Raw genomic sequence first — 12,722 nt, 5'->3', positions numbered from 1 at the left:
GACTAACAATCAGCTTTATTGATAATCAGGAATCAACCTTTCCACGCATCGACTTGATATTGCCGCGCTGCTTTTTCTTCTCGATCCGTTTGCGCTGTGAACTTCGAGTGGGTCGTGTCGGGCGTCGCGCTTTCTCCACCCGCGTCACGCTGCGGACCAGTTCGACCAGCCGTTGCAGCGCATCTTCACGATTCTGCTCCTGAGTTCGGTACTGCTGCGCCTTGATCACGACCACCCCATCCTGAGTGATGCGGCTGTCGCTGGATGCCAGCAGCCGCTCCTTGTAGAACTCCGGCAAGGAGGAGGCGCGGATATCAAAGCGCAGATGGATCGCACTGGCGACCTTGTTGACATTCTGACCGCCGGCGCCCTGGGATCGAATCGCATTAAGCTCGATTTCACTGTCGGCAATGCTGACTGCATTGGATATCTGTAGCACTTAACGCTCCTGCTGTTCAGCACGAATAACCGCCAGCGAGACCATGGCCTGAATGGCCGCTTCAGGTTCACTGGCTGTTGTCAGGGTCAACTGCAGCTGCTGCAGCGCCGCTGGAGCCGCCCAGCGCCAGGCCCGTGTGCGAGCCTCCCCGTTGAGTGGAGTATGTGTGGATTCATCCAGCACCTGCTGTACTTCCAGCGGCTCCGGTGCCGTCTCGGCCAGAGTGGCAAACCAGCGACCGGTACTGTCCGGATCGGCTCGGCGCGCCATCACCGCACAGAGATTGTCGCCGGCCGGCAGGGTGAGTACAAACTGGCCGAACTGACCCTGATAGGGCACCGGCCAGGCATCACCTTCACGCCCTTGCAAAAAGGGGGCGGCCTGCTGCGGAGCCAGCTTGGGCAGGCCCTGTTCAATCAGGCCTGCCCGCAACGCACCGTAGTCATCAAAGTGTTTCAGACAGAACGACATATACACTTTCTGCAGAAACAGAGCCCGCTCTTCGGCATGACCGGTAGTGGGTATCAGCACCAGCATGGCAAGCAGCGCAGAAGGCAGTTTCAACGTCACGAGTGTAATCCTTGTTTGAATATTTGGTATCAGTTTGAACTTTGGTAACAGGTCAGGCAAGCCGCAAAAAGCTGACAACCCCTGTGTTATCAACTAGGCTGCAGCTCACAACAAGAAAACATGCATTTTACAGGGATATTAACGCCATGTTCTGGATCAAGGCTCTGCTGATACTGACACTGGCCGGGGTTGGCATCGTGGTCAGCTGGGCGGTGACGGATACCGCTATCAACATGACCTCGGATCAGCAGTTTTGCGGCAGCTGTCACAGCATGAAACCGATGCAGGCATCGTTCCTGCGTGACCCACACGGCGGCCGGTCCACTCAAGGCATACAGGCGTACTGCTCCGACTGCCACCTGCCCCACGACAACTATGTTCACTACCTGTTCGAGAAAGCCCGCAGCGGGGCCTGGGATGTGTGGATGGAGTTTGTCATCGGCGCCGAAGACGTGGACTGGCATGCCAAGCGGTTGAGAGCCAATGAGTATGTCTACGACTCCGGCTGCCTCAAGTGCCATAACAATCTGCAATCCGGCTCTGAGCTGGACAGCGCCCAGTTCGTGGCTCACAAGCCCTACTTCCTCGGCACCATCAAAGACACGTGCATTGACTGCCACCGAGTGGGCCACACCGACCTGGAACGCTTTCTGCCCCCGCCCCCGAAACCCTCGCCCATGCCGGCGACTGAAGGATGAGGAACCCGTCATGTTAGTGATCAAACTTCGCTGGTTACTGCTGCTGAGCCTGATACTCAGCCCCGCAACTCTGCTCGCTGAAGAGGGCAGCGGACTCGACATGAACACCGTACGTACCATTGTGTTCAGCAAAAACCTGACCGAGCTGGACCAGAAGTGCGTCAGCTGTCATCAGGAAGAACACCCCGGTGTTGTTGCCGACTGGAAAAAGAGCCGCCACAGCCATGTGGGCGTCGGCTGTAACGATTGCCATGCTGCCAATAAGGGAGATGTGGATGCACAGCTGCACGCCGAAGAGGGACTGAACAACGTCTACATCACACCACTGGTATCCCCCGATACCTGTGGCCGCTGTCATGCTCAGGAACAGGATGAGTTCAATCACAGTGGTCACTTCCGTGCCTATCGTCAGATCATTCCGAAGAACAGCCTGCACGCGCTGGTGAAGTTCCATGAAGGTCGTGACAACCCTGAGCTCGGCAACGCCCCGGACGAGACCGGCTGCATGCAGTGCCACGGTACCGAGATCAAACTGCTGGCTGATGGCAAGCCTGACCCTTCAACCTGGCCCAACTCCGGCATGGGTAATATCTATCCGGATGGTGCAACCGGCAACTGTGGTGCCTGCCATACCCGCCACCGCTTCTCTCTTGCCGAGGCCCGCAAGCCCGCTGCCTGCGCCAGCTGTCACATCGGCCCGGACCACCCGGACATCGAAGTATTCGAGAACAGCAAGCACGGCCAGATTTTTGCTTCCGAAGGCCAGGAATGGACCTGGGACAGCCCCGCCGATGGCTGGGAGCCCGGTGACTACCGCGCCCCAACCTGTGCAACCTGCCACATGAGTGGCATTGGCAAGCTCAGCTCCACACACAACATTACCGAACGCCTGTACTGGAACCTCTGGGATGAACGCTCCGAAAAACGCAACTCCACAGACGTGATGAGCCCACTGCTGGGTGATGGTGACCGCGGCCGCAAACTGATGATGCAAGTCTGCAGCTCCTGTCACGGTGAGTCACATACCAAGGGTTTCTTCGCTCAGGGCGATAAGGCCGTGATGCTGTATAACGTGGAATATTATGACCCGGCCAAGAAGATGCTGGATGACCTGGACGATAAGGGCCTGTTGAAAGACAACCCTTGGACCGACGAATTCCAGATCACCTTCTACCACCTCTGGCATCACGAGGGTCGACGCGCCCGTCATGGCGCCATGATGGCGGGGCCTGACTATGCGCACTGGCACGGTTTCTTCGAGCTGCAACTGGCCATGTACAAGCTGGAGGCCTTGTATGAAAAGCGGATCAAAAGCGGAAAGATAGAGGACTGATCCGGAAGTTGTCGGTGACCGCCCTCAGTGACGAGGGCCGGTCACCGAATCCATCAGTTGCTGTACGTCTTCGGCGCTGGTCTGTTCAAAGTTGTGCCAGTCAAGGTAATACTCGCTCAACAACGGATTGGCCTGCACCTGATCCGACTCGTTGCGCGCCTTGTGCAACTCAATGTGCGTCGGTGAAATATCCAGTACACGATGCTCTTCTTCCCAAAGCACCTGCTGCAGGTCATACAGTGCATTCATAATGATGAAGTGCTTGCGGTAAAGCGCCAGTGCACCGTCTGCATTCAGATCATCGAACGCGTGCTGCTGCTCCAGCGTACGCATCAGATAATACTCACTGACCCCTTCGGGGTGTTGCCGCAGCTGACTGAGCACCTGCGGCAGGATCGGGTTGATCATGCGACACCTTCTGCACTTGTCTTTCTGTATCGGGCCTGTTGCATTATAGTCAATGTGATTCCAGCGCCAGCAAAACGGCAGGCCAAGGAGATGTGCGAGGTCAATTATGGATGAACTTTGGCTGCTTTTTCTGGCCTTTCCCCTGTTCCTGCTGGTCGGCGCAGGCCTTGGCATTCGAGCCTGGGTGGTGACCCGTCAGTTGCGTGAGCAGATCGGCCAGCTGCAACGCCAGTTGCAATCGCTGACGCAACAGGAACAGCAGCGGCCCATGCCCTCCCCGACCCGCAGCAGCCAGTCTTCAGACACGCCTGCAGCCGACCGGACAGCGACCGCACTCACGCCGCCCACGGATAAGGCCCTTGCGGATGCCAACTGGGGCGTTATCTCCTCAGCACCTGCAGAACCGTCTACAGTTCAGCCTTTGCATCCATCACCTGACAGTCAACCGTCTGCAGGGCTGGTTGAACGCCTGAAGGCCCACTGGATGATCTGGCTCGGTGGCATCTGTGTCGGCCTTGCCGGGGTGTTCATGGTGCACTACTCCATCGAACAGGGGTTGCTGGGGCCTGAAGCGCGGGTCATTCTATCCCTGATTGCCGGTACAGGGTTGCACGGACTGGCCGAGTGGCTCAGGCGCAAGCGCGGCCAGAACGATGTATTTGCAGCACTCGCCGGCGGAGCCAGTATCATCCTCTACGCCGCCCTGTTTGCCGCCTTCAAACTGCTTGAAGGCGTATCACCGGGGCTTGTTTTCGCCGCCATGGCAGTGGTGTCTTTTGCCACGCTTGCACTTGCCCTAAGGCACGGGCCGGTGCTGGCGGCTTTGGGCATGTTGGGCGGCTATCTGGTGCCCATTCTGGTCAGCACCGGCTCCGGGCAGATTGAACTGGCGCTGATCTATATCGGCATCCTGACACTGTTTTCGCTCTGGTTGCTGGCCTATGTGGAACGCCTTTGGCTCTGGGCGGGCGTGATCATCGGCAGCCTCGGCTGGTGGGCCTTGAGCCTTGTCACTACACCTGCTGACGGGGTGCGTTCACTCTATCTGCTGGCATTGGCGTATCTGTTTCTTGCCGTACCCGGTCAGGACTGGCTGCTGCAACAGACAGGGCCCGCTGCCAACCGCTGGCTGGATCTGTTGCGTCAGGTTCGTTGTCAACGCCACTGGCCGGTACTGCCAACCCTGATCCTGATCGTACTGGCTCAGGGTTACACACTGGCACTTGAAACCGTCCATGCCAGCAGCTATCCCACCCTGCTGCTACTGCCGGCACTGCTGTTGCTGGCCGCCAGCCGACGCGCACTTCTCAACCCGCTGCCGGCACTGATACTGGCAACAACCGCGCTGGCTGCAGTGATGCCGATGCTGAGTTATTTCGGCGACCAGTTGCTGTTTACAGCCCCCGATGCAACCGCTCAGGCCGCACTGGTCTCCCGTTTTGTGATGCTGACCATTCTGTTCACGGCAGGCCCTGCGTGGCTGGTGTTCAGGCGTGTACAGCATGCCGCCTTCTGGATCGGCCTTGGCTGTTTCACACCACTGCTGATGCTGGCACTGGGCTATTACCTGTTTACCGCTTTCAGCAGTGACTGGGCCTGGGGCGGTGCCGCATTGATACTGGGCCTGATCTACCTGGCCCTGTCACGAATCGCACTGCAACAGCCCGGCAGCGACCTGGTACGGGTACTGCTGATCAGCAGTGCCCACCTGGGCCTGTCTCTGGCAGCCGTTATCTGGCTGGTGGATGCAACGCTGACACTGGCGCTTGCCGCTCAGTTGATCAGCCTGTCACTGCTGCAACGCCGCTACCAGCTGCAGTGGCTGCCCTGGGTCATTCGGCTGGTACTGGCCATCGTGGTGTGCCGCCTGACCTTCAACCCCTGGCTGTTGAGCTATGCCAGCGACAGTCACTGGTCACTCTGGACCTACGGTGGTGCCAGCATCTGTGCTGCCGCTGCCGCCTGGATTCTTCGCAATGATGTGAAAATGACCGCCTGGCTGCAGGGCGGTGCAGCCCACCTGCTGATACTGACGCTGGCGGCCGAGGTGCGCTGGTGGCTGTATGACGGCGATATTTTCCACCATGAGTACAGTTTTCTGGAAGCCAGCCTCAACACCCTGATCTGGGGCAGCGCCGGCTGTATCTACCTCTGGCGTGCTCGGCTCAGCCAGTATCTGACACGTTTCTATCAGGTAATCGCAACACTCCATCTGCTTGGCGCAGCGGCCAATCACCTGTTCTGGGTCTTGCTGGTTTTCAACCCGCTGTGGAGCGGGACCGAAATCAGTGCCGCCCCCCTTTGGAATCTGCTGCTGGTCAGCTACGGTGCCCCCACATTGCTGCTGGTACTGCTTTGGTACCAGCTGCCTGCAGCAATAGGTCGCTGGGCAGGGCTGGCTGCCGGGCTGAGCCTGCTGCTGTTCATCTCCATGGAGATCCGCCACCTGTGGCAGGGCGAGTTGAGCCTGGCCAGACCAACACCGGACGGTGAGCTGTACACCTATTCCGCCGTCTGGCTGCTGCTGGCCTCGGTGGCACTGCTGGGCGGCAGTTGGCTGCGCAGCCGAACATTCTACCGCAGTGGCATGGCCCTGCTTCTGGTCGTCGTTGCCAAGCTGTTTCTGATCGACATGTCAGACCTGACCGGGCTCTGGCGGGTAGCCTCCTTCATGGGGCTGGGGTTGGGACTGCTGGCATTGGCCTGGCTGCATCAGCGGCTGACACCGGCAGAAGGCCTGCCGCATGAGTCTGCCCCGGCCACGGATCGGACCGGAGCGGGCTCGTGAAGGGTCAGTGAGTACTGGCAGGCTCGGGTCGCTTCGCCAGCCGACGCCCGAGTCGGCGCAGATCTTCCAGCAGCATGAAGTTGACCGGCACCATGATTAATGTCACGACCGTCGCAAAGATGATGCCGAAGCCCAGCGAGACCGCCATCGGGATCAGGAACTGGGCCTGCACGGCCTTCTCGAACAGCAGCGGCATCAGGCCGATAAAGGTGGTGAGCGAGGTCAGCATTACGGGTCTGAAGCGCGCAACCCCGGCTACCAGCACCGCCTGTCGTGTCGCCTCAAAGTGTGAATGCTCTCCACCCGCCTGCAGCTCCTTGCGCCGCTGATTGGTGAAGTCCACCAGTACCAGGCTGTCATTCACCACCACACCAATCAGCGCCATTAACCCCAGCAGGCTCATGATGGTCAAGTCCATCCCCATGATCCAGTGACCGACTATTGCACCAATGGCGCCAAAAGGGATCACCGACATCACAATCAGCGGCTGCAGATAGGAGCGGAACGGGATCGCCAGCAGGCTGTAGATCACGAAAAACACGAACGCCAGCCCCAGCGCCAGTGAGGCAAAGGACTCTCGCTGCTCTTCGGCCTCCCCTTCAAGACTGAACTCTGCACCGGGATACTGCAGCACCAGTTCGGTCAGAAACTCGTTAAGATCACGATTCAGTACCGTGGTATTGGTGTTGGACTTGTCCATATCGGCTACCACACTGGCGGTACGGTACTGGTCCACACGGTAGATGGCCGAAGGACTTTTGCCCGGCACCAGCTGCGCCACCTCATCCAGCGGTACCTGACCACCGCCCGGTGTGTTGATCAGAATCCCCTTGAGACCGGCAATCGCCTGACGCTCCTCCAGCGGCAAACGTACCATCACCCGCACATCATCACGACCACGCTGCACTCGCTGGACTTCAATCCCGAAGAAGCTCTGCCGCACCTGACGGATGATATCGCTGCGGGTCAGCCCCAGCAGGTGGGCCTGTGCCGTCAGCTCCAGCTGCAGCTCTTCCTTGCCGTCTGACAGGTTGTCGGCGATATCAAACAGGGTGGGATAGGTTTCCAGTCGCGCTTTTACCTGCTGTGCCATGGCACGCAGATCATCCACATCCCCCGAGCGCAGCTCGATGCTGACCGGATCACTGGCCCGCCCTATCTCCGCCCTGAAGGTCAGTGTCTCGGCTCCGGGGATCGGCCCGATCCGCTCACGCCATTCGTTAATGAGCGCCGAGGCGCTCACCTCCTGCTCCCGCTCTTCAGCCGGCTGCAGCTCAAAGCGGATACGCCCGGTTTCAGCACTGCCACCGGTAGTGGAGAAGATATTCATGATAACGCTTTCACCGGTATTCGGATCCCGGTAGGCCTCCTGCAACGCCCGAGCTGCCTCAACCATCCGCACGATATTGCGGTCGGTCACGTCAAAGGGCGTGCCGCTGGGCATCGTCAGCGAAGCGCGCGCCGTATCCGCCTCAACACGCGGAAAAAACACGAAGCGTGTCCAGCCCGACAGAATAAAGGCCAGTATCAGGATGAACACCCCACTGAACAGTGCCAGCGTGGTCAGTCGATGTCTCAGGCTCAGTGCCAGCAACGGCTGGTAATACTTGAGAATCATGCGCTCGAAACCATCGGCAAAACGCTGCTGCATCTGCGACAGTCGTCCCTGCCGCTCGACTTCGTTCTGACGCAGTTTGAGGTGCTTCAGGTGGGCCGGCAGTACGAACTTGGACTCTATCAGCGAGAACAGCAGTACCGGAATGACGACGACCGGAATCTGTGCGAACAGCGCACCACGGGCGCCTTCGATGAAGCCGATCGGCAGGAATGCCGCAACTGTCGTGAGTACACCAAAGGTCACCGGTACCGCCACTTCCTGTGTACCACGAATGGATGCCTGCAGACCGGATTCCGCCTTGCGCAGATGGCTGTAAATGTTTTCACCGGTGACAATGGCATCATCCACCACAATCCCCAGTACCAGAATAAAACCGAACAGTGACAGCACGTTCAGGGTGACCCCGAACAACGGCATGACCAGAAAGGCGCCCATGAAACTCACCGGTATGCCGATGAACACCCAGAACGCGATGGAAGGGCGCAGAAACAGTGTCAGCAGCAGCAGTACCAGAATGCCGCCCTGCAGTGCGTTTGTGGTCAGCGTTTTGATGCGGCTTTTGACCAGCAGCGAACCGTCACCCCAGTAGCTCAGCTCAAGCCCCTGCGGCAGGCTTGACTGCTGTTCATGGACATAGGCCTTGACCTTGTCGGCCACCTCGATGGCGCTCTGATCTCCGACACGGTAGACATCCAGCATCGCCGCCGGTTTACCGTTGAAACGGGTACGCAGCGCCGACTCTTCAAAGCCATCGGTCACTTTGGCGATATCTCTCAGTCGCAGCAGACTGCCATCGGTGTTGGCCTTGATGACCAGTGGCTCAAACTGGTCACGATAGTACGCCTGCCCCTTGGACCGGATCAGAATATCGCCGCCATCGGTGCGGATGTTGCCGGCTGACAGATCCAGCGAGCTGTTGCCGATCCGCTCGGCCACATCGGACAGCGTCAGATCGTAGGCGCGCAGCTGATCCTGTGAAAGCTCGATGGAGATCTCGTAGTTGCGCACCCCATCCAGCTCGACCTGAGTGATCCCCTGTGTGCGCAACAGATCATCGCGTACCCGCTCGGCGTAGCCGCGCAACTCCTGTTCACTCAGCTCTCCTGCGACGGCGACCGTAATCACGTCACGCTTGAAGGTGGCCAGTGAGATTACCGGTTGATCGGCCTCACTGGGGAAGGTGCCGATCTCATCCACCCGCGACTTCACATCCGCCAGCAGCTCACGGGCATCGTAGCCGCTGTCCACTTCGATCGTGATCGTCGCCCCCCCTTCCACCGAACGACTGTTGATCTGCTTGACCCCTTCCAGATCGCTGACCGCCTCCTCGACTCGGGTCGCCAGACTCAGTTCGGCATCTTCAGGGGTTGCGCCACGCAGGCTGACATTCACACTGATGGTGTCGGTCTCGAAGCTGGGAAAAACCTCCAGCGGAATATTGTATTTAAGCGACATCAACCCGGTGAACAGAATGGTGACCATCAGCAGGTTGGCGGCCACATGGTTGCGTGCGAACCAGGCGATCATGGCTGCTCTCCTGCATCCTCGGACACGCGTTTACCGGACGCTGCTCCGGTGTCGGCAGCAGCACGGACTTTCACGGGTGTACCCGAAATCACCTGGCCGAGCGACGTCAACACCAGTTCGTCACCGGGTTCAAGCCCGTCACCGATCAGGGCCTCGGTCTCACTTTGCCAGTCGATGCGGACCGGCTGACGCTGCAGCACGCCGTTTTCGACACGATACACATAGCTGCCCTGATAGATGGCGCGGTTGGGGATCACGATTGCATCCGCAATTTCCCGCCCCTCGATGCGTGCGGTGACGTATTGCCCCACTTTCAGCGGCACGCGATCCACTGCCCTGTCACCGTAGGGATCGTCCAGCTGCGCCAGCACATGCAGCTGACGGCTGCTGGCATCAATTGCGCCTTCTGTCTGCACGATACGACCGCTCCAGACTTCACGCTGGACCAGATCGGAGATCAGCTCAACCCGTGGCTGTGTGCCACCGGTCTGGTCAAAGCGATATTCTTCGGGCAGATCCACAAAGCCAAGATCACGACTCTGCAACGGCAGACGCACTTCGAGATAGTCCACGGCATAGATCTCGGCAAGGGTGGTATTGCTGGACACCACCTGCCCCAGATCAACACTCTTTTCCAGTACACGGCCGGCATAGGGGGCACGGATGCGGGTCCGTTCCAGATTCAGCCGGGCCTTGGCCAACACCGCCTCGGCCGACGCCAGACTGGCGCGAGCACTGGCCAGTTGAGGCTTGCGCAACACCAGTGCCGGAGCCTGACCGGAGTTGCCCAGACGCTCCCAGTCTGCAGCCGCCTGATCGGCCCGCGCCTGCTCTTCGGCCAGCTGCTGTCGGGCGTTCGCTACACTGGCTTCAGCCTGGGCCGCTTCGGCCGCATAGTCACGGCTGTCGAGCCGGATCAGCTCTTCACCTTTCTCGAAAAAGCCGCCGGCACGAAAATCGGCCGCCAGCCAGACCACTTCACCGCCCACCTGGGGCTGCAGGGTGCTCTGGGTGCGCGGCCGTATGCGGCCGTAGCTTTCGATCACCACCCTGTAGGGGGCGGCAACGATGGTTTGGGTATCCACACTGATTCTGGCCGGCTGCGGTGGCTGACCACGGTGCACTTCAGGCGGGTTGCTGTAGATCAGCCAGCCCAGTGTGGCCAGTACCAGAATGACGATCAGGGGAAGAGTACGTTTGATCATTGTCCGGCGGGCTCCTGCTCAGGCTCTGTGGTAAGGGTGTCGGTTTGAAAAGTGCCACCCAGCGCTCGGTATAGTTCGACCCGATTCTGCAGCAGCTGGCGGCGCAGCCCCAATACACTGGTCTGGGCATCAAAGGAACGTCGCTGGGATTCCAGTACGGTGGTGTAGTTGGTCAAGCCCTTCTGATACTGCTCAAAGGCCAGGCTTTCGGCATGCACGGCATTGCGCTGGGCTTCCAGGTACTGGGCATGACGTTCAAGCAGGCTCTGCCGCTCCGAGAGCGCATTTTCCACCTCGGCCAGCGCGGCGTACACCGCTTCCAGCCAGCGCTGTTCCAGCTCTTGCCGACGCGCCAGTGCCTGATCCTGCAACGATTCCTTGCGACCGGCATCAAACAGCGTTTGCGTCAGCCGCGCACCGATACTCCAGCTCAGGTTGCCCAGTGACAACAGATCACTCAAGGCATCACTGCTGCCGCCCAAACCGGTACTGGTCAGGCCAAGACTGGGGAAACGATCACGGTGGGCAGCCGCCAGAGCGGCATCGGCTGACAGCAACTCCAGCCACTGCTGCTGCAGATCGGGGCGGCGGGTCAACACATCGGCCGGCAATCCTGCCGGTATTTCAGTCTCCAGCCAGGGCAACGCGGCCCCTGCGGTCAACCGAGCAGACGGATAGCGCCCGAGCAGCAACTCCAGTTCGCGACGGATTTCAGCCAATTGCTGGGTTTGCTGCTCAACACGGGCACTTTCGGCATGCAGGTTGTTACGTGCCAGAAACAGGTCCAGTGCCTCATTCAATCCCTGGCGGTAGCCGGATTCGATCACCTCGACATTCTGCGCCAGATTGTCACGACGCTGACGGTACAGGTCGAGCAGCAGCTGGGCCTCCTGCAGGGCAAACCATTGTGTGCCAAGCTTGGTCACCAGCGACTGTTCCTGCTGTCTCAACCCGGCTTCAGCCGCAGCCAGGTCAAGTCGGGCCTGACGCTGACGCGCACTGAGCCGGCCCCAGAGGTCCAGCTCCCAGCTGATATTGAAATCGAGGGAGTCCACCCGATCACTGTCTTCCCTGCGGGTACTGCCCAGATTCAGTGCCAGCGAAGGCAACCGATCTGCACGGCTTATATCCACCGCTTCACGGCTGCGACTCACACTGTACCGAGCGGCCTGCAGTCCGGGATTGGCCGCCAGGGCTTCAGTCGCCAGTTCCTGCAACCGTGGGTCATTCAGCTGCACCAGCCAGCCACGAAGCTCTTCCGAGACCGGTGCCGTGTCGCTCCCTTCGGCGCTGGACCAGTTGGCGGGCAGTTCGGGTTGCGGCGACATCAATTTTGGCGGGCTGCTGCAGGCACTCAGCACCAGCAGCATGGGCAATAGGAGTAGGATTCGCACATCGGTTCCCTGTTTCGTACGGATACACACCGGCAGCGGGCATCATGCTGTGCGCCTGCCAGTCCCGTGAGAACCTTATATTAGAGGATTGTTCCTTTACCGACAGCGGCTTTTACAGATCTTTACATGATCAACCGCCGGAACGGAGCAGTTCGTAGGCACGACGCACTTCAATGAACGCCTCGCTGTCCCCTCCCTTGTCAGGGTGCAGCTGCGCGGCCAGCTGACGATAACGACTGCGAATCGCCTCTTGGCTTGCGCCGGCTTCAAGCTCCAGCGTTTCCAGCGCCTTGTGCCGGGCACCGGGGTGATCAAGCTGCTCCATGAAGCCTGCCAGCAGGCGTTGCACATCTCGAGCACTGGTATGTTGCAGTTGCTCCCAGTCAAGATAGTAATCACGCAGAGGATCGGCCGCGCCGGGAACGGATGCCTGCTGGGTGATGCTGTCTACAGTTTCAGCATGGCAGCGCACACAAAGTGGAGAGATCTCGAGCCGCAGCTGTTCTTCATACCAGAGACGAGTCTGCAGGGTATAAAGACCGTGCATGATCATGAAATGCTTCTGAAACAGGCGCAGCTGATAGTCATCGGCCAGTTCGGCAAAGGCGGGGTGCGCCTCCAGTCCTTTCATCAGCCTAAACTCACTGATCCCATCCGGATGGGCCCGCAGCAGCGCCAGCAGTTCGGGGATCAGGGGGTTTGAGGCAATATCAGGGCTCATCTCGACTCCGTTCAGCGCTGT

10 protein-coding genes are annotated in these 12,722 nt (G+C 59.4%); 3 read left to right on the top strand and 7 right to left on the bottom strand.

Annotated elements, in window-relative coordinates; translation table 11 throughout:
- Nucleotides 1-25 precede the first annotated feature (25 nt).
- Together arfB and ABIE60_RS09580 are read right to left on the bottom strand one after the other, a co-directional pair.
- Nucleotides 26-439, bottom strand: a complete 414-nt coding sequence (gene arfB, locus ABIE60_RS09585; RefSeq protein WP_354469207.1) for an alternative ribosome rescue aminoacyl-tRNA hydrolase ArfB — start codon at nucleotides 437-439, stop codon at nucleotides 26-28.
- Nucleotides 440-1,009, bottom strand: coding sequence for an NMCC_0638 family (lipo)protein (locus tag ABIE60_RS09580; RefSeq protein ID WP_354469206.1), 570 nt, complete (start codon nucleotides 1,007-1,009; stop codon nucleotides 440-442).
- Nucleotides 1,010-1,155: 146 nt separating this feature from the next.
- On the opposite strand from ABIE60_RS09580, the gene ABIE60_RS09575 reads away from it, so the two are divergent.
- Both ABIE60_RS09575 and ABIE60_RS09570 read left to right on the top strand, forming a co-directional pair.
- Nucleotides 1,156-1,707: a cytochrome c3 family protein gene (locus ABIE60_RS09575; RefSeq protein WP_354469205.1), complete on the top strand. Its 552-nt coding sequence runs from the start codon at nucleotides 1,156-1,158 to the stop codon at nucleotides 1,705-1,707.
- 10 nt (nucleotides 1,708-1,717) lie between these two features.
- The gene (locus ABIE60_RS09570; RefSeq protein ID WP_354469204.1) at nucleotides 1,718-3,040 is read left to right on the top strand and encodes a multiheme c-type cytochrome; all 1,323 of its coding nucleotides are present in this window, start codon (nucleotides 1,718-1,720) and stop codon (nucleotides 3,038-3,040) included.
- 24 nt (nucleotides 3,041-3,064) lie between these two features.
- Here ABIE60_RS09570 and ABIE60_RS09565 read toward each other — a convergent pair whose 3' ends face one another.
- Nucleotides 3,065-3,448 carry a DNA-J related domain-containing protein gene (locus ABIE60_RS09565; protein ID WP_354469203.1) on the bottom strand — a complete coding sequence of 128 codons (384 nt, stop codon included), beginning with the start codon at nucleotides 3,446-3,448 and terminating at the stop codon, nucleotides 3,065-3,067.
- A gap of 106 nt (nucleotides 3,449-3,554) precedes the next feature.
- Here ABIE60_RS09565 and ABIE60_RS09560 point away from each other — a divergent pair, with 106 nt between their 5' ends.
- Nucleotides 3,555-6,236, top strand: a complete 2,682-nt coding sequence (locus tag ABIE60_RS09560; protein ID WP_354469202.1) for a DUF2339 domain-containing protein — start codon at nucleotides 3,555-3,557, stop codon at nucleotides 6,234-6,236.
- 4 nt (nucleotides 6,237-6,240) lie between these two features.
- Here the strand turns inward: ABIE60_RS09560 and ABIE60_RS09555 are convergent, their stop codons facing one another.
- The 4 genes from ABIE60_RS09555 to ABIE60_RS09540 form a co-directional block, all read right to left on the bottom strand.
- Nucleotides 6,241-9,381, bottom strand: a complete 3,141-nt coding sequence (locus ABIE60_RS09555) for an efflux RND transporter permease subunit (RefSeq protein ID WP_354469201.1) — start codon at nucleotides 9,379-9,381, stop codon at nucleotides 6,241-6,243.
- A complete protein-coding gene (locus tag ABIE60_RS09550) occupies nucleotides 9,378-10,586 on the bottom strand; it encodes an efflux RND transporter periplasmic adaptor subunit (protein ID WP_354469200.1) in 1,209 nt (402 codons plus the stop codon). The genes ABIE60_RS09555 and ABIE60_RS09550 overlap by 4 nt, the downstream gene beginning before the upstream one ends.
- A complete protein-coding gene (locus ABIE60_RS09545; RefSeq protein WP_354469199.1) occupies nucleotides 10,583-11,980 on the bottom strand; it encodes an efflux transporter outer membrane subunit in 1,398 nt (465 codons plus the stop codon). The genes ABIE60_RS09550 and ABIE60_RS09545 overlap by 4 nt, the downstream gene beginning before the upstream one ends.
- A gap of 130 nt (nucleotides 11,981-12,110) precedes the next feature.
- A complete protein-coding gene (locus tag ABIE60_RS09540; protein ID WP_354469198.1) occupies nucleotides 12,111-12,701 on the bottom strand; it encodes a DNA-J related domain-containing protein in 591 nt (196 codons plus the stop codon).
- Nucleotides 12,702-12,722 lie beyond the last annotated feature (21 nt).

The sequence above is a fragment of the Marinobacterium sp. MBR-109 genome, assembly GCF_040547565.1.
In the GTDB taxonomy this organism is placed as follows: Bacteria; Pseudomonadota; Gammaproteobacteria; order Pseudomonadales; family Balneatricaceae; genus Marinobacterium.
This window is presented reverse-complemented; position numbering and strand designations above follow the sequence as displayed.